Source organism: Micromonospora humi, from assembly GCF_900090105.1.
GTDB lineage: Bacteria > Actinomycetota > Actinomycetes > Mycobacteriales > Micromonosporaceae > Micromonospora > Micromonospora humi.
The window spans coordinates 59,270-76,221 of record NZ_FMDM01000022.1 but is presented as its reverse complement, the minus strand read 5'-3'; the positions used below and the strand labels follow the sequence as shown (position 1 = coordinate 76,221).

The following is a 16,952-nucleotide window of genomic DNA, read 5'->3' as shown; positions in this document are numbered from 1 at the left end:
GTCACTTCGCGGCGAGGGTCTCGACGACCCGCTGGGCCGCCCGGCCGTCGCCGTACGGCGTGCCCTGGGCGGCGGTGGGCGCCGGTCGGGTGGCGATGTCGATCCATTCGGCGCGGGAGTGGGCGGACGGGTCCGGCACCAGGCGGTTCCAGTCGTCGGCCAGGGTCTCGACCCACTCGGTCTCCGGCCGCAGCGTGGTGCACGGCCGGGAGAGGAGGTAGGCCTCCTTCTGCAGACCGCCGGAGTCGGTCACCACACCGGCCGAGCCGAGCACCGCGGCGACCATGCCGGCGTAGGGCAGTGGGCGGCCGACGTGCACGGCGCCGCGGCCCAGCTTCAGCCCGTGCTCCTCGGCCTTGGCGACCAGCCGCGGGTGCGCCAGCAGCGCCACCGGCACGGGCAGGTCGGCCAGGCCGTCGAGCAGGGCGGCCAGCCGCGCGCGGGAGTCGGTGTTCTCCGCCCGGTGCAGCGTCGCCAGCAGGTAGGGCTCGTCGGCGCGGATCCCCTCGGGCAGCGCCGGCGCGGGGTGCCGGCCGGCCAGGACGGCGTCCCGGACACCGAGGCACACGTCGACCATCACGTCGCCGACCATCACGGACCGGGCGGCGAGCCCCTCGGCGGACAGGTGTCGCATCGCCTCGTCGGAGGGCGCGAGCAGCAGGTCCGCCGCGTGGTCGGTGAGGATGCGGTTGTGCTCCTCCGGCATCATCCGGTTGAACGAGCGCAGGCCCGCCTCCAGGTGGGCGACCGGCAGGTGCAGCTTGACCGCGGAGACCGCGCCGGCGAGCGTCGAGTTGGTGTCGCCGTAGACCAGCACCCAGTCGGGCTTCTCGGCCTCGAAGACCGGGTCCAGCGCGGCGAGGGCCTTGCCCGTCTGCACGCCGTGCGAGCCGGAGCCGATACCGAGGTGGATGTCCGGGTCGGGGATGCCGAGACCGGAGAAGAACACGTCGGAGAGGTCCGCGTCGTAGTGCTGGCCGGTGTGCACGATCCGGTGCTCGTGCTCGGTGGCGGCGAACGCGGCGGCGATGGGAGCGAGCTTGATCAGCTGAGGGCGTGCCCCGACGACGCTGATGACCTTCACCTGTAGAACTCCTCGTGTGATCTCGTGAAAGGCAGCTGCGCGTCGGCAGGCGCTGTCCCTTGAGTCAGAGACGAATTCTGCCTCAGCCGGACGTGACCGCCAAATTCCCGCACCGTGCGCGAGGCAAGCGTCAACCACATGTCGCCTGGCCGTCACCTTCGCGCCGTCCGCCCGGTGTGGCGCCGTCCGCCGCCGGTCGACCCGTAGGATTCGCCGGTGTGACGACGGCGCATCCCACCGGCAAGCCCACGAGCAGCCCGCCCGCCGACCCGCCGGAGGCCGTGGTCGGGAGCGAGGCCGCATCGAGCGTACCGCCGGCCCCGCAGGTCCCGCCGACCCCGGCGGTCACCGCGGCCCCGCGGACCACCGCCGCCCCGGGCCGTCGGTGGTCCGGGCGCCGCCTGGTCGACCTGGTCGTCGGCGTGGCGTTCCTGGCGGGCGCCCTCTGGGTCACCGGGCGGGGCTGGCTCGACGTCGACGGGCGGCTGGTCGGCAGCCGGCCGGACGACCAGGGGTTCAACGAGTGGATGCTGGCGTACGCCGCGCACGCGGTGACCAACCTGGAGAACCCGTTCCTCACCACGCTGCAGAACGCGCCGGACGGCGTGAACCTCATGTCGAACGTGGGCATGCAGCTGCCGGGCATCCTGTTGACGCCGGTCACCCTGCTCGGCGGCGCGCCGCTGTCCTACCTCCTGCTGATCACGCTGAACCTGGCCGGCACCGCCTTCGCCTGGTACTGGGTGCTCGACCGGCACCTGACCGGCAACCGGGCCGCCGCCGTGGTCGGTGGGCTGTTCTGCGGGTTCGCCCCGGCGATGGTGACCCACTCCAACGGGCATCCGCACATCACCGCGCAGTGGCTGGTGCCGTTCCTGGTGTGGCGGATCGTCCGGATGACCCGGTCGGTCGCGCCGGTGCGGGACGGCCTGATCCTGGGGGCGCTGGTCGCGGCCCAGTTCTTCATCTCCGTCGAGATCCTCTTCCTGGTCGCCCTCGGCGCGCTGATGGCCACGGTGGCGCACCTGGCGCTGCGGCCCCGGGAGACCGTCCGGCTGGCCCCGCGGGCGCTCGGCGCGCTGGCGGTCGCCGGTGGGCTGGTGCTGCTGGTCACCGCCTACCCGCTGTGGATGCAGTTCGCCGGCCCGCAGCACCGGATCGGGCACCCGGGTGACCCGGACGTCTACACGCTGCGGGTGCGCTCGTTCGTGGCCTACGCCACGGAGTCGATCGGCGGGGGCCCGGAGAGCGCGCAGGGACTGGCGCCGAACACCACCGAGCAGGCCAGCTTCTTCGGCTGGCCGGTGGTCGTGCTGGTGGCGGCGGCGGTCCTCGGGCTCCGCCGGGAGCTGGCCGTCCGGGTGCTGGCCCTGGTGGCGCTGGTCTCCGGCGTGTTCTCGCTCGGCTCGACGCTGAGCTGGGGGCCGGAGAAGAGCGGTGTGCCCGCGCCGTTCGCGCTCCTGCACGACCTGCCGATCGTGGACGCCATGGTGATCGCCCGGTTCGCGCTGATCACCACCGTCGCGTTCGGGTTGCTGCTGGCCCTCGCCGTGGCTCGGCTCGACGGCCTGGCGGCGCGGACCCCGCGGGTGGCCGCGCCGCTGCGGTTGCTGACCGCGGCGGCGCTCGTCGGCGCGTTGCTGCCGATGCTGCCGACGCCGTTGCCGGCGAAGGGCCGGGTGCCGGTGCCCGCGTTCGTCACGTCCGGCGAGTGGCGTGGGTACGTCGCCGACGGGCGGACGCTGGTCCCCGTGCCGGTGCACAACATGACCTCGATCAACTGGGGCGCCGCGGCGCTGACCGGCTTCGCCGTGCCGCAGGGCTACTTCCTCGGCCCGACCTCGCCGACCGACGACACCGGTCGCTGGGGCACCCCGCCCCGCCCGACCGCGCTGCTGCTCACCGCGGTCGGCGCGGGCACCCGGCCGCCGACGGTCAGCGCGGCGGAGCGCGACCAGGCGCTGGCGGACGTGCGGTGGTGGCGGGCGGACGCGGTGGTGCTGCCCCGGCACGCGCACGAGGCCGAGCTGAAGGCGTTCCTGGACGCCTGCTTCGGGCCGGGGCGGCGGGTGCGCGACGTGTGGCTGTGGGACGTGCGGCCGGTCACCCGCTGACCGGTGGCGCCGCCGGTCAGGGCGAGGACGGCCAGACCAGCAGCAGGTAGCCACCGAGGTAGGCGGAGGCGGTGGTCATCCCGACCAGGATGATCACCGCGCGCGCGGTGCGGGCGGTGGCGAGCCCCCGGGCCACCGGGAGCAGCAGCGCGAACGCCGGCACCAGGAAACGCGCCTTGGAGTTGAAGTAGCCGGAGGCGCCGATGGTGGTGGCCAGCAACAGCGCGCTGTAGGCCAGCAGCGGCCACGGCTGCCGGTCGACGACGCTCAGCGCCAGCAGGACCAGGCTGGTCGCCAGCACCGCGACGATCAGGTAGAACTGGAGCTTGGCCGGCTGGTCCAGCGTCGTCCCGACGAACGTGAGGGTCCCCGCGCCGCCGTCGAAGGTCGAGTGCCAGCCCTCGGTCTGGATCTGGAACCAGCCGTCCACCCGCCCGGTGCGCCGGCCCACCCAGCCGACGTAGCCGAGCCAGCCCAGCGGCGCCAGCAGCAGGGCGACCGCCGGGCGCCACGTGCCCTGCCGCCGCACCAGCGCGATCAGCCCGGCCAGCATCACCACCGGGATGAGCGCGGTCGCGGTCGGCCGGGTGGCGCCGGCGATCAGGCAGAGCACCCCGGCGGTGAGCCACCGGCCGGTCAGCACGGCGTACAGCGACCAGGCGGCCAGCGCCGTGAAGAGCGCCTCGGTGTACGCCATCGACTCGACGATCGCGTGCGGCAGCAGGCCCCAGACCACCGCGAGCAGCACCCCGGTGCGCCGGTCGTGCAGGTGGTTGCCGACCGCGAACAGCCCCCAGGCGGCAGCCAGCGAGGCCAGCCAGGCCAGCGCGATCGCCGTGCCGCGGAACTGGAACGGCGACAGCGGTTCGGCGAACCGGATCAGCAGCGGATAGAACGGGAAGAACGCCAGGTTGCTCTGGAGGGTCTCGGCCCGGTCGTACCCGTGCTCGGCGATGGCGAGGTACCAGCTGGCATCGGCCCGGTTGCCGATCTGCTTGGGGAACGACGCGTCCCGGGCGTGTCCCCAGATCGCCAGCGTGACCAGCCCGACGGCGCGGACGGCGGCGTAGCCCACGAGGGCCGGCCAGGCGGCGAGCAGCGCGCGCCTGAGCCGTCGCGCCCGGGTGCCGCCGCCCGGCGACCCGGTCGCCCGCGCGTCGTGCCCCTCGGATCCGGCCCCGTCGGTGGCCCCGTCCCTACCGATTGCCGATTCCGTCACCAACGTGCGCCCCTCGCAGGTGTTCCAGCCCCGGGTGACACTAGCAAGCAGGCCGGTCGGGCCCGCGTCCACGCGCCCGCGCCGACCGGCCACGTCCGGCTCGCCGGGGCGCCCGCCGGATGACCCCGGGCGTCCACCGTCGTGCCGTACACTCGCGGAGGTTCCGTCCGGTGCCGCGGCCGTGCGGCGCGGACGGCGCAGGCGAGGTCGCTCTCAGCGCGTCGAGGATCGTCGACGCGTGCGCCCGTTGCCGGCGGCGGATCCCCGCCCCCACAGCGAACACGGCGATGGAGAAGGATCAGATGAGCACGCCGGACGTCAGCGTCATCGTCGCCGTCTACAACACGATGCCCTACCTGACCGCCTGCCTGGACTCGCTGGTCGGTCAGAGCATCGGCCGGGACCGGCTGGAGGTGGTCGCCGTCGACGACGGCTCCACCGACGGCAGCGGCGCGGAGCTGGACCGCTACGCCGAGCGCTACCCGGGCACCGTCCGGGTGCTGCACCAGGCCAACTCCGGCGGCCCCGCCGCGCCGAGCAACGTGGCGCTGGACCACGCCCGCGGCCGCTACGTCTTCTTCGTCGGCTCGGACGACCACCTCGGGCCGGAGGCCCTGGCACGCCTGGTCGACGCGGCCGACCGGTGGGACTCCGACGTGGTGCTCGGCCGGATGGTCGGCACCAACAAGCGGTACGTGCACCAGGCCGCCTACGCCAGCACCCAGGAGCGGCTCGACCTGTTCGACAGCGCGCTGCCGTGGTCGCTGTCGAACACCAAGCTGTTCCGGCGGGACCTGATCGAGCGGCACGGCCTGCGCTTCCGCACCGACATGCCGATGGGCAGCGACCAGCCGTTCACGCTGGAGGCCTGCTTCCGGGCGAAGAAGGTCTCGGTCCTCGGCGACTACGACTACTACTTCGCGGTCAAGCGGGAGAACGCCCAGAACATCACCTACGCCAGCCGCTTCGAGGAGCGGCTGCGCTGCGCCGAGGAGCTCGTCGGGTTCGTCGCCGGCCTGATCGAGCCGGGGCCCCGCCGGGACGCGGTGCTGGTCCGCCACTTCACCTGGGAGGTGGCGAAGCTGCTCCGGGCGGAGTTCCTCGCCCTCGCGCCCGACGTGCAGCAGCACGTCCACGACCGGGTCCGCAAGCTGGCGGAGGCCTACCTCACCGAGGGCGTGCTCACCCGGATGCCGCCCGCGGAGCGGCTGCGGCTGGCGGTGGCGCGCGACGGTGGGCTCGACGCGGTGCGCGAGCTGATCGCGCAGCAGGCGGACAGGACGCTGCCCGAGGTCACGATCGCCGACGGCCGCTGGTACGCCCAGCACGTCGGCTTCCGCGATCCCGCCTTCGGCTACCCGGACGACTGGTACGACGTCACCGAGCGCGCCGCCGCCCTGCTGGCCAAGCTGACCGCGACCGGGCTGGCCTGGGGACGGGACGACGCCGGCGCCCGCGCCCTGGTGATCACCGCGCAGAGCCGCCGGGCCGAGCTGGCCGAGCTGAGCGCCGAGGCGCTGCGGGTCAGCGTGGGCGACCTGACGGGAGTCACGTCGGTGACGCCGGGCGGTGCCGGTACCGTCGTACGAACGGACTTCGCGGTGGACCGGCTGCTGGCGGTCGTGGCGCCGAACGGGGAGCGGCGCACCGTGCGTGCCGAGGTGTCGACCCTGGGCGGGATCGGTTCGGCGCCGTTGCGCACCGACCGTCCCGTCGCCGCGCCCCGGCGGCTGGCCCGGCGCGGCGTCCGGCTGCACCTCGTCACGCCCACCACGAACCACAAGGGCCAGGTGATCGTCGCGATCACGCCGGTGACCCCCGGTCGGTTCCTTGCCCGCCTGCGCCGAATCTGGCCCTCTGGAGGAAAGTAGTTCATGAACATCTGCGTCGTCGCGCTCGGAAAGATCGGCCTGCCGCTCGCCGTGCAGTTCGCCTCGAAGGGGCACCGGGTGCTCGGTGCCGACGTCTCCGAGCGGGTCGTCCAGCTGGTCAACGACGGTGCCGTGCCCTTTCCGGGCGAGGCCGACCTGGACGTCAAGCTGAAGGAGGCGGTGGCTGCCGGTCTGCTGTCGGCCACCACCGACACCGCCGCCGCGGTGGCCGAGTCGGAGGCCGTCGTCGTCGTCGTGCCGCTGTTCGTGGACGCCGAGGGCGTGCCGGACTTCGGCTGGATGGACGACGCCACCCGGGCCATCGCCCGTGGCCTCAAGCCGGGCACCCTGGTCAGCTACGAGACCACGCTGCCGGTCGGCACCACCCGCAGCCGCTGGGCGTCGATGCTGTCCGAGGGCTCCGGTCTCACCGCGGGCACCGACTTCCACCTGGTGTTCAGCCCCGAGCGGGTGCTCACCGGCCGGGTCTTCGCCGACCTGCGCCGCTACCCGAAGCTGGTCGGTGGCATCGACGAGGCGTCCGCCGCGCACGGCGTGCGGTTCTACGAGGCGGTGCTCGACTTCGACGAGCGGCCCGACCTGGACCGGCCCAACGGCGTGTGGGACCTCGGCTCGGCGGAGGCGTCCGAGCTGGCCAAGCTCGCCGAGACGACCTACCGGGACGTCAACATCGGCCTGGCGAACCAGTTCGCCCGCTTCGCCGACACCGTCGGCGTCGACGTCACCAAGGTCATCGAGGCGTGCAACACCCAGCCGTACAGCCACATCCACTCGCCGGGCATCGCGGTCGGCGGGCACTGCATCCCGATCTACCCGCGGATGTACCTGTGGAACGACCCGGCGGCCACCGTGGTCCGCTCGGCCCGCGAGGCCAACGCGGCGATGCCGGACTACGCGGTCGACCTGCTCGCCGCCGCGTACGGCGACCTGACCGGCGTGGGTGTGCTGGTGCTGGGCGCCGCCTACCGGGGCGGGGTCAAGGAGACCGCCTTCTCGGGTGTCTTCCCGACCGTCGAGGCGCTGCGCCGGCGCGGCGCCACGCCGTACGTCTCCGACCCGATGTACTCCAACGAGGAACTGGCCGCGCACGGCCTGCCCGGCTACGACGGCGAGCCGCTCGGCGCCGCGGTGATCCAGGCCGACCACGCGGAATACCGCAACCTGACCCCGGCTGACCTGCCGGGTGTGACGGTGCTGGTCGACGGCCGGCGGGTCACCGACCCGGCCCGCTGGGCGGGTGTCCGCCGGGTGGTCATCGGCGGCTGATTCCGGTACGCCCGGTGGGCCTCGGCCGTCTCGGCCGGGGCCCGCCGCGCGTCGTGCCGGCGGACGAAGGCCGTCGTCTGTTGTTCACCCACCGGACACCCCGGTAATACTTGCGTCACTTGGCCCGTTTAGGGTCGCAGCCGTCCGGATCGGGCCTCTCCGACACCGGCGGGCAGACAGGGAGCGTGTCGTTGTTCAGCAGAGTACGCAGCCAGCAGGGCCTCGCCGCGGTCGCCGCGATGTTCCTCGGGTACGGCGTCATGATCCTTGCCGGGGCCCTCGGCCTGGTGATCCCGTACGCGATCGCCGCGGTGGTCGTCCTCGGCGGTGAGCTGGCACTGGCCACCCGGTACGCCGACACCGCCCAGCTCGTCGCCAAGGCCGGTGTCGGCCTGACGTTCCGGCGGCTGGTCCGGGACCTGTCGGTGGTGCTGCTGGTGATCGCCGCGGTCCGTCCCGGCGTGCTCGGCACGGTCGCGGTGCTGCTGCTGCCCGCCGCGCTCTGGACCGTGGCCGTCGGCACCACCGCGGTCACCAAGTCGATCGAGGGACGGGTCGACCCGCCGGCGTACACCCGCAACATCGACCTCGGCGCGCTGCGCCGGGTCCCGGCCCCGCCGGTGTGGGCGCGGCGGCTGGCCGGTCTGCGGCTGCCGCTGCTCAACGTGCTGCTGGTGCCGGCGGCCGTGGTGGCCGCCGCGGTGGACCGGGTGGCCCCGGTGGTGGTCACCGGCGCGGTGACCCTGGTCGCCGGCCTGGTCACCGCCGCGGTGCTGGCCCTGGCCCTGCTGCGCGGCCGGGGGGCGACCCCCGGGGTGCTGCCCGCCGTGCACGACTGGCTGGCCCGGGAGAAGCCCGAGGTGGCCCTCTACTTCGCCGGCCCGGCCAAGGACGTCTACCAGGCCAACATGTGGCTGGCGCCGATGGAGGCGACCGGCCGCCGCGCGGTGGTGCTGGTGCGGGCCGCGGACGCGTTCCACCAGCTGGCCGACACCCGGCTGCCGGTGATCTGCGTGCCGGCCGGGGTCGACTTCATGAACCTCGATCTCCGCTCGCTCCGGGTCGCCCTCTACGCGGCGAACGTCGGCGCCAACATCCACCTGCTGCGCGAGCCGGGCGTGAAGCACGTCTTCGTCGGGCACGGCGACAGCGACAAGGCCGCCAGCGTCAACCCTTACAGCAAGGTGTACGACGAGGTGTGGGTGGCCGGCCCGGCCGGCCGGGAGCGGTACGCCCGGGCCGGGGTCGGGGTGCTGGACCGGGACATCGTCGAGGTCGGGCGTCCGCAGCTCGCCGGCGTGCACACGTTCGGCTCGGGTGCCGCCGACCACCTGTTCACCGTGCTCTACGCCCCCACCTGGGAGGGCTGGCTGGACGACGACCCGTACCACACCTCGCTGGTGGTGATGGGGGAGCGGATCGTGTCCGGGCTGCTGGCCGCCGGGAACCTGCGGGTGATCTACAAGCCGCACCCGCTGACCGGCACCCGCTCGCCGAAGGCCAGGGCGGCCCACGAGCGCGTCGTGGCCCGGATCCGCGCGGCCGGCGGCGAGACCGACCCCACGTCGCTCGACGGCGCCGCGCACCTGGTGGTGACCGGGCGCACGCCGTCGCTGTTCGACTGCTTCAACGTCACCGACCTGCTGGTCAGCGACGTGTCCAGCGTGGTCTCCGACTTCGTGCAGAGCGAGCGCCCGTACGTGGTGGCCAACCCGGCCGGGCTGCCCGAGGACGAGTTCCGCAGGCAGTTCCCGACCGCGCGGGCGGCGTACCTGCTCTCGGCCGACGGCGGTGAACTGGCCAAGATCCTCGCGGTGACCCGGGCCGGGGACGACCCGATGGCCGAGGCGCGGCGGGAGCTGAAGGAATACCTGCTCGGCCCGGCCGGGTCCAACCCGATGGACCGGTTCCGCGACGAGATCGGCCGGCTCTGCGGCTGACCGGCACGCCGACGCGCGGGGGCGACGACCGGTCCGGTCGTCGCCCCCTGGCGTGTGCTCAGCCCTGGTGCGGCGGGTTGTCGACGTCGCGGGAGACGACCTCGCCCTTCTCGTCGACCCAGCCCTTCGGCCGGGCCGGGTTGCCGGCCACCAGCTGGTAGGGCTTGACGTCCCGGGTCACCACCGAGCCGGCGGCGATCATCGCGTACTCGCCGACCTCGATGCCGCAGACCAGCGTGGCGTTGGCGCCGATCGAGGCGCCCCGGCGGACCAGGGTCGGGGTGATCGTCCAGTCCGGATTCTGCGCGCGCGGCCGGAAGTCGTTGGTGAACACCGCGCACGGGCCGACGAAGACCTCGTCCTCGATGGTCACGCCCTGGTAGACCGAGACGTTGTTCTGGATCTTCACGCGGTCGCCCACGGTGACGCCGGCGTCGACGTAGACGTTGCGGCCGATCACGCAGCCGGCGCCGACCTGCGCGCTCGACCGGATGTGCGCCAGGTGCCAGACCTTGGTGCCGTCGCCGACCTGGGCGCCGGACTCCACGTCGGCCGTCGGGTGGACGAAGACGGAGGCGGACCGGTCGTTGCTGTCAGTCATCTCAACTCGCATCGTGGCGGGGCGCGTCGCGCCGTCGGGCGGGGCTCGACGCAGCATAACGAGCACCTCAGGTGAGCAGTTCGGCCACCGCGTCGGCGGCCGGCCGGTCCGCCGGCAGCGGATGCGCCGCGACCACCGCGTGGACGGGCAGCGCGTCGTACAGGTGCGGGAAGAGCGCCCCGCCACGGGACTCCTCCCAGCGCAGCGCGTCGCCGAGGCGCGTCTCGTCCACGGCGAGCAGGGTCAGGCCGGTGACCCCGGCGAAGTGCCGGCGCGCGGTCTCCACCACCTGGTCGGCGGCGGAGAGGTGCAGGTAGCCGTCCTGACGGTCCAGCGCGGAGCCGGCGAACCGCCCGTTCGCCCGTGCCTGCCGCCACTCGTCGTCGGCCAGAATCTTGTAGATCACCATGGCAGCGTAGAGCGGCCTCGCGTCCCGGCGGCGCGTCTGCCACCATTCCCACTGCAACACCTCGAGCGGACGGAGGCACGGGTGCGGATCCTCCTGGTCGAGGACGACCGTCGGGTCGCCGCGGCGCTGTCGTCCGCGTTGACCCGTCGCGGCTACGAGGTGGAGCACGCCGCCACCGTCGCGGCCGCGCTCTCCGCCGCCCCCTGCGACCTGGTGCTGCTCGACCTGACCCTGCCCGACGGCGACGGCACCGACCTGTGCCGGGAGCTGCGCCGCCGCAGCAGCCAGCTCGGCATCATCGCGGTGACCGCCCGGGGCGAGGAGCGCGACCGGGTCCTCGGCCTGCGGCTGGGCGCCGACGACTACGTGGTCAAGCCGTTCTCGATGGTGGAGTTGCAGGCCCGCATCGAGGCGGTGCTGCGCCGGGCGTCGCACACCGTCCCGGAGCGCCACCTGATCGAGACGGGCCCGGTCCGCATCGACGTGGGGGGCCGGACGGTCAGCGTGGCCGGCCGGGCGGTGACGCTGACCCGCAAGGAGTTCGACATCCTGCTCTCCCTGGCCCGCCAACCGGGGGTGGCGGTGCCGCGGGACCGGATCCTGCTCGACGTCTGGGGCACCGTCTGGGCCGACCGGCACACCGTCGAGGTGCACGTCGGTTCGCTGCGCGGCAAGCTCGGCGACCCGACGCTGGTGGAGACCGTACGCGGGGTCGGCTACCGGCTCCGCGGCGCGTGAGGAGGCCCGGGTGCGCCGCCGGCTGGTGATCAGCTACCTGCTGTTGATGGTGCTGGTGCTGTTCGCGCTGGAGACGCCGCTGGCGGTCACGCTTGCCTCCCGGGAGACCGACCGGGTCCGCGCCGACCGGCTCGCCGACGCCACCCGCTTCGCCTCACTGGCCGGCCCGGCGCTGCGCGGCGGCAGCCCCGGCCCGCTGGGCGGGGAGCTGGCCGCCTATGACGACCTCTACCGCATCGGCGCGGCCGTGGTGGACCGCGACCGCCGCACGGTGGCCGCCTCGGCCCGGTGGGACGCGGGCGGTGGCACCGGGCCGGCGGTCGAGACCGCGCTCTCCGGGCAGCAGTTCAGCGGCCCGGAGTCGGTCTGGCCCTGGGCGGACGGGCCGCTGGTGACCGCGGTGCCGATCAACGACGGCGGCGAGGTGCTCGGCGCGGTGGTCACCACCACGCCGGCCGGCCCGGTGCGCCGCACCGTCACCCTGTGGTGGCTGATGCTGGCCGGCATCGGCCTGCTCGCGGTGCTGGCCTGCGTCTCCACCGCGTTCGGGCTGGCCGGCTGGGTGCTGCGCCCGGTCACCGAGCTGGACGCGGCGACCCACGAGATCGCCGAGGGGCGCCGCACCGCCCGGGTCCGGCCCCGGCTCGGCCCGCCGGAGCTGCGCCGGCTGGCGACCAGCTTCAACGACATGGTCGACGCGGTCTCCGACGTGATGGACCGGCAGCGGGCCTTCGTCGCGCACGCCAGTCACCAGCTCCGCAACCCGTTGACCGCGCTGCGGCTGCGGGTGGAGGAGCTGGGGCCCAGCCTCACCGACCCGGACGGCCGGGCCGAGCACCGGCTGGCGCTGGAGGAGACCGACCGGCTGGCCCTCGTGCTCGACGCGCTGCTCACCCTGGCCCGGGCCGAACGGGAGGAGAACCAGCGGGTCACCGTGGACGCGGGCGCGGCAGCCGCGTCCCGGGTCGCGGCCTGGCTGCCGCTGGCCCGGCACCGGGCGGTCACACTCCGGCTCGACGCGGGCGACGCGCCGGCGTACGCGCGGACCGTGCCCACCGCCATCGACCAGGCGCTCGACGCCCTGATCGACAACGCGGTCAAGTTCAGCGGCGCCGGGGGAGAGGTGACGGTGACCGTACGCCCCGACGACGGCGGGACGGAACTGACCGTGCGGGACACCGGCCCCGGCATGACGGCCAGCCAGCTCGACCAGGCCACCGAGCGGTTCTGGCGGGCCCCGGACGCGCAGAACGTGGACGGCGCGGGGCTGGGGCTGACCATCGCCGCGGTGCTCGTCGACGCCTCCGACGGCCGGCTCACCATGCGCCAGGGCGAGCCGCGCGGGCTGGTCGCCGAGCTGTGGTTCCCGGCGCCGGCCGAGGAACCGGCCGATCCGGGCGACCGCCCGGCCACGCCGGAGTGCCACGACGAGCCGGTCGGCCGCTGACCCCGCTCAGGGCTTGGTGTCGCGGTACCACTGCGCCGCGCCCGGATGCAGCGGCAGCGGGGTGGTCACGATCGCCGACCGGGGGCTCATCCGGCCGGCCGCCGGATGCGCCGCGGCCAGCTCCTCCCGCCGGTCCATCAGCAGCCGGGTCACGTCCCGCACCAGTGCGGTGGGCAGGTCGGCGTTGACGATCAGGTAGTTCGGGTTCGCCACCGTGCTCACCGGATCCGCCCGGTAGACCGAACGGGGAATGTCGCGGGTCACGTAGACCTGCCCGTACGCGCGCCGCAGCGGCTCGGTCCAGTCGCCCAGCTCGACCATCCGCACGGAGGTCCGCTGGGCCAGGTCGGCGACGCCACGCACCGGCAGGCCACCGGAGAAGAAGAACGCGTCGATCCGGCCCTCCCGCAGGGCGGTCACCGAGTCGTCCAACCCCAGGTGCACCTGGCGGACCCGATCGCCGCCGAGCTGCGCCACCGCGAGCAGACGGGTGGCGGTGACCTCGGTGCCGGAGCCGTCGGCGCCCACCGAGACCCGCCGGCCCCGCAGGTCGGCGAGCGTGCGCACCGGGCCGCCGGCGGTGGTCACCAGGTGCAGCAGGTCGTCGTAGACGCGGGCCACGGCGAGCACCCTCGGGTGCTCCGGCTCGCGGGGCGGAAGCACGTCGGCCTGGGTGAACCCCAGCTCCGCGTCCCCGGCGCCGACCAGCCGGACGTTCTGCGCGGAGGCCGCGGTGACCAGCACCTCGGCCCGCACCCCGGGCAGCTCCCGGTTGAGCAGCGCGGCCAGCGACTGGCCGAAGGCGTGGTAGACGGCGGTCGGGCTGCCGGTGGCGATCCGGATCCGCACCGGCTCGGTGGGCTCGTCCCGGCAGCCGGCCACGCCGGTGACGAGCAGCAGCAGCAACGCCAGCGGGGCCGCGGTCCGGCGCCGGCGGGGTGCAGACCAGGGTCGGCTCACGGGCTGCACTCTGCGCCGTGCACCGGCCGTCGCGCAAGCCCGCCCGCCGGGGCGGCGGTCAGCCCAGCCGGGCGCTCTCGGTGATCCGGGCCCGGTGCTCCCCGTTGGGGACGCTCACCAGGAAGCAGCCCGACCCCGGCCGCAGCACCGCCGGCACCTCCAGCAGCGCCGCGCCGCGCACCAGCACCGCCGCCAGGTCGCGGTCGGCCAACCGGATGCCGAGGCAGTGCCGGCGTACGTGCCGACCGCCGGCGAGCAGCGCCGCCCGCCAGGCCGAGGCCGCCAGCCGGGGACGCCACAGCCGGCGGGCCGTCGAGGCGCCCGGCACCGGCCCACCGAGCAACTCCCGGCGGCCCTGCCGCCAACCGGCAGCCAGCAGATTCGCGTACGCGGAGCGGTGTTCCCGGGGCACCGAAAGCCGGTGCAGCTCGTAGCGGCGGCGCAGGCCACCCATGGTCAGCTCGTGCTCCACCGGCACGTCGAGCCGGCGCAGCAGCTGCCGCATCCGGTGCGCCGCGTCCTCCCGGTTGAACTCGGCGATCCCGCCCCGGTACGGACCCACGTCCAGCCGGCGGACGTCGGCGGCCGGCGGCGGCGTGCACCGCACCAGGCAGGCGACCTCGAACGCGTCGGCCAGGGTCAGCCAGTCCAGCGGTGGAGGCGGCGACAGCGGGCGGGGCCGGTCGAGCAGCGTGGTGGGCTCGGAGAGCATCGGCACAGCTCCTAGGTCGGCGTGGTGGTGCCTCTACCGTGGCCTGCCACGCCGGGCCGGGGAACCGCTGCGCCCGAGCCTTGAGCAAAACTTGCGCTCAGAGGTCGGCGACCACCACGTCGACCTGCCGGGGCCGGCCCGCCGCCCGGGGCGCCTCCTCGACCGTGTACGTCAACTCGCGCAGCGCCCCCACCAGGGCGTCGGCGGTGCGCGGCCGGGCGCCGGCGAGGAGCAGGTCGCGCACCAGCCGGCCCTTGGTCGCCTTGTTGAAGTGGCTCACCACCGACCGCACCGGCGCCCCGTCGACCGTCCGCTCGTGCAGCACCCGCACCGTCACCGTGCGTTCGGCGACCGCCCCGCGCGGCGCCCAGGTGGCCGCGTACGCGCCGGAGCGCAGGTCCAGCACCGGCCCGCTGCCCGCGGCCCCGGTCATCGCCGGCCCCAGCGCCGCGCGCCAGTACGCCGACAGCGCCCCGACGCCCGGCAGCCGCGCCCCGACCGGGCAGCGGTACGGCGGGACCCGGTCGGTGAGCCGCACCGCGCCCCACAGGCCGGAGCTGATCAGCACCGACCGCCGGGCGGCCCGCTCCGCCGCGGCCGGCAGGGTGGCCAGGTCGAGCGCCTCGTAGAGCACGCCGGTGTAGAGCCGCCCGGCGGGCGCGGTGGCCGCCGCCCGCAGCCGCGCGTTGCGCCGCAGCTCGCCGCGCTGCCCCTCGCTCAAGCCGAGCGCCTCGCGGGCCGCCGCCTCGTCCGGACCGACGCAGAGGTCCACGAGCGCGGCCAGCACCGCCTCCCGGGCCGGGGTCAGCTCCGACAGCGACAGCCGGGACAGGTCCAGGCGTCGACCGGTGCCGGCCTCGGCCTTGCCCTCGGACGGGGGCAGCAGGATGAGCACCGGCACAGCGTACGGGCCGGGTTCAGCGCCACGGCCGGACGGCACGCTCCGGGTGGTACACGCGACTCCCGCCGACCTGGGCGACCACCGCCGCGTCGGCCCGGTCGCCGAGCAGCCGGCGCAGCACCCGTTCCGCCGGTGACCCGACCGCCACCACGTAGCCGGGCCGCACCGCCCGCCCCACCCGCCGCCAGTACGCCGGGTAGCGGTTCTGCCCCGGCGTGAGGTTGCCGTCCAGCACCCCGCAGGCCACCGCCTCACCGGTGTTGAAGATCAGTCGGTTGCAGGTCCAGTAGTCCCCGTACACCTCGTGCAGGCCGGCCTTCCGCACCGCGTCGGCGAGCCGGCGGGCGGACCGCTCCTCGGCGCGTATCCCCGGCACGCCGACCAGGAACGCCAGCGTGCCGGCCAGTGCGGCGGCGGTGAGCCCGGCGAGCACCGTGCCGGCCGCGACGCCGCCCAGCCGGGCCGCCCGGGACGCGGTCGCCCGCAGCCCGGCGGTGACGGCCAGCCAGAGCGGCCAGAGCACCGCCGGGAGCGAGATCTGCAACACCGACAGGTAACGGGCATTGCCCAGCGGGTCGGTCGCGGCGAGCGGGCTGCGCACGTACGCCAGCAGTGTCACCGCGGCGCCGGCGACCAGGGCGAGGATCGCCACGGCCCGGACCCGCGCCGACGGGTCCACGGCCCGGCGGTACGCGACCACGCCGAGCCCGGCGGCGGCCACCAGCAGCACCGGGTAGAGCGCGCCGAACCACCGCGCCCAGCCCGCGCAGCCGTCCATCGGGCACAGCCCGGAGGCCAGCGGCACCCCCTCCAGCAGCCCGCCGTGCAGCCGCTCGGCCACCGACGGGGCCACCCCGTCCTTCGTGCTGATCTCCCGGAACACCGACAGCGAGTCCTGCCCGGGCGGCGCCACGACGTTGTCCTTCACGACCGGTGCGATCCCGACCGCGAAACCGGCGACCAGCAGCACGCCCGGCCAGCCGACCAGGTCCCGCGGGGCGGCCAGCACCAGCGCCACGACGGCCACCAGCAGGTAGGGCGCGATCAGCCAGTCCGACCAGAGCGCCAGGCCGGCGAGCAGCCCGAACGCGCCGGTGGCGAGCCAGCGGTGCCGCACCCGGCCCGCACCGAGCGCGACCGCGATCAGCAGCAGGGCCAGCACCGCGGGCTTGACCTCGGGCCGCCCGCCGACCACGGTGAGCTGGTCGCGGACCACCCGCTCCGAGCCCAGCGCCAGCAGGCCCACCACGACCACGGCCAGCCATCCGGAGAAGAGCCGCCGGGTCAGCCGGTACGCCAGCCACAGGAAGATCGCGTACAACGCGAGCAGCGGCAGCCGCAGCAGCGGCCAGCTCGCCCCGCCCCAGCCCACCAGCGGCGCGGCCAGGTAGGACTCCAGCACGCCCATGTAGCGCTGCCCGTAGAGGAAGACCGGCCGCTCGTGGCCGCCGGCGATGTGCAGGGCGGCCAGGCCGAACGTGGCCTCGTCACTGTTCGAGGCGGGCACCGTGAGCAGGGTCAGCACCAGCCGGTAGCCGACCCCGGCCGCGCCCAGCAGCAGCGCCACCAGCGCCGGGCGGTCCGGGATGCGCCTCGCTGTCGACACGAACCCCCGCCCCCGTCGTCCCCTGCGAACGCAGTGTGACACGACCGTCACCGGCCCCCGGGG

At 74.8% G+C, this 16,952-nt stretch carries 14 protein-coding genes; 6 read left to right on the top strand and 8 right to left on the bottom strand.

Going from position 1 to position 16,952, the window contains the following annotated elements; all coding sequences use genetic code 11:
- Window position 1: 1 nt before the first annotated feature.
- The gene (gene wecB / locus GA0070213_RS29150; RefSeq protein ID WP_091071704.1) at window positions 2-1,084 is read right to left on the bottom strand and encodes a non-hydrolyzing UDP-N-acetylglucosamine 2-epimerase; all 1,083 of its coding nucleotides are present in this window, start codon (window positions 1,082-1,084) and stop codon (window positions 2-4) included.
- A 218-nt stretch (window positions 1,085-1,302) separates the two neighbouring features.
- On the opposite strand from wecB, the gene GA0070213_RS29145 reads away from it, so the two are divergent.
- Window positions 1,303-3,198 carry a DUF6311 domain-containing protein gene (locus GA0070213_RS29145; protein WP_091071702.1) on the top strand — a complete coding sequence of 632 codons (1,896 nt, stop codon included), beginning with the start codon at window positions 1,303-1,305 and terminating at the stop codon, window positions 3,196-3,198.
- 16 nt (window positions 3,199-3,214) lie between these two features.
- Here GA0070213_RS29145 and GA0070213_RS29140 read toward each other — a convergent pair whose 3' ends face one another.
- Window positions 3,215-4,417 carry a hypothetical protein gene (locus GA0070213_RS29140; RefSeq protein ID WP_245716605.1) on the bottom strand — a complete coding sequence of 401 codons (1,203 nt, stop codon included), beginning with the start codon at window positions 4,415-4,417 and terminating at the stop codon, window positions 3,215-3,217.
- A gap of 302 nt (window positions 4,418-4,719) precedes the next feature.
- On the opposite strand from GA0070213_RS29140, the gene GA0070213_RS29135 reads away from it, so the two are divergent.
- The 3 genes from GA0070213_RS29135 (at window position 4,720) to GA0070213_RS29125 (ending at window position 9,515) form a co-directional block, all read left to right on the top strand.
- Window positions 4,720-6,288 carry a glycosyltransferase family 2 protein gene (locus GA0070213_RS29135; RefSeq protein WP_091071753.1) on the top strand — a complete coding sequence of 523 codons (1,569 nt, stop codon included), beginning with the start codon at window positions 4,720-4,722 and terminating at the stop codon, window positions 6,286-6,288.
- A gap of 3 nt (window positions 6,289-6,291) precedes the next feature.
- The gene (locus tag GA0070213_RS29130; protein WP_091071699.1) at window positions 6,292-7,575 is read left to right on the top strand and encodes a nucleotide sugar dehydrogenase; all 1,284 of its coding nucleotides are present in this window, start codon (window positions 6,292-6,294) and stop codon (window positions 7,573-7,575) included.
- A 191-nt stretch (window positions 7,576-7,766) separates the two neighbouring features.
- Window positions 7,767-9,515: a CDP-glycerol glycerophosphotransferase family protein gene (locus tag GA0070213_RS29125; protein ID WP_091071752.1), complete on the top strand. Its 1,749-nt coding sequence runs from the start codon at window positions 7,767-7,769 to the stop codon at window positions 9,513-9,515.
- Between the two features lie 58 nt (window positions 9,516-9,573).
- Here the strand turns inward: GA0070213_RS29125 and GA0070213_RS29120 are convergent, their stop codons facing one another.
- The gene (locus GA0070213_RS29120) at window positions 9,574-10,116 is read right to left on the bottom strand and encodes an acyltransferase (protein WP_091071697.1); all 543 of its coding nucleotides are present in this window, start codon (window positions 10,114-10,116) and stop codon (window positions 9,574-9,576) included.
- Window positions 10,117-10,183: 67 nt separating this feature from the next.
- The gene (locus GA0070213_RS29115) at window positions 10,184-10,522 is read right to left on the bottom strand and encodes a DUF952 domain-containing protein (protein WP_091071750.1); all 339 of its coding nucleotides are present in this window, start codon (window positions 10,520-10,522) and stop codon (window positions 10,184-10,186) included.
- A gap of 84 nt (window positions 10,523-10,606) precedes the next feature.
- On the opposite strand from GA0070213_RS29115, the gene GA0070213_RS29110 reads away from it, so the two are divergent.
- Window positions 10,607-11,263: a response regulator transcription factor gene (locus tag GA0070213_RS29110; protein WP_091071695.1), complete on the top strand. Its 657-nt coding sequence runs from the start codon at window positions 10,607-10,609 to the stop codon at window positions 11,261-11,263.
- 10 nt (window positions 11,264-11,273) lie between these two features.
- Window positions 11,274-12,710 carry a sensor histidine kinase gene (locus GA0070213_RS29105; RefSeq protein WP_091071692.1) on the top strand — a complete coding sequence of 479 codons (1,437 nt, stop codon included), beginning with the start codon at window positions 11,274-11,276 and terminating at the stop codon, window positions 12,708-12,710.
- Window positions 12,711-12,716: 6 nt separating this feature from the next.
- Here GA0070213_RS29105 and GA0070213_RS29100 read toward each other — a convergent pair whose 3' ends face one another.
- The 4 genes from GA0070213_RS29100 to GA0070213_RS29085 all read right to left on the bottom strand — a co-directional run bounded on the left by GA0070213_RS29100 (window position 12,717) and on the right by GA0070213_RS29085 (window position 16,889).
- Window positions 12,717-13,670: a TAXI family TRAP transporter solute-binding subunit gene (locus GA0070213_RS29100; protein ID WP_091071690.1), complete on the bottom strand. Its 954-nt coding sequence runs from the start codon at window positions 13,668-13,670 to the stop codon at window positions 12,717-12,719.
- 58 nt (window positions 13,671-13,728) lie between these two features.
- Window positions 13,729-14,382, bottom strand: a complete 654-nt coding sequence (locus GA0070213_RS29095) for a hypothetical protein (protein WP_091071748.1) — start codon at window positions 14,380-14,382, stop codon at window positions 13,729-13,731.
- Between the two features lie 97 nt (window positions 14,383-14,479).
- The gene (yaaA, locus tag GA0070213_RS29090) at window positions 14,480-15,283 is read right to left on the bottom strand and encodes a peroxide stress protein YaaA (RefSeq protein WP_091071687.1); all 804 of its coding nucleotides are present in this window, start codon (window positions 15,281-15,283) and stop codon (window positions 14,480-14,482) included.
- Between the two features lie 16 nt (window positions 15,284-15,299).
- Entirely contained in the window at window positions 15,300-16,889 is a 1,590-nt protein-coding gene (locus GA0070213_RS29085) for a hypothetical protein (protein WP_091071683.1), read from the bottom strand.
- Window positions 16,890-16,952 lie beyond the last annotated feature (63 nt).

Coding starts and splice junctions, on each gene's coding strand:
- GA0070213_RS29130 (WP_091071699.1), top strand. CDS start 6,292: ATGAACATCTGCGTCGTCGCGCTCGGAAAGATCGGCCTGCCGCTCGCC.
- GA0070213_RS29095 (WP_091071748.1), bottom strand. CDS start 14,382: ATGCTCTCCGAGCCCACCACGCTGCTCGACCGGCCCCGCCCGCTGTCG.
- GA0070213_RS29120 (WP_091071697.1), bottom strand. CDS start 10,116: ATGACTGACAGCAACGACCGGTCCGCCTCCGTCTTCGTCCACCCGACG.
- GA0070213_RS29135 (WP_091071753.1), top strand. CDS start 4,720: ATGAGCACGCCGGACGTCAGCGTCATCGTCGCCGTCTACAACACGATG.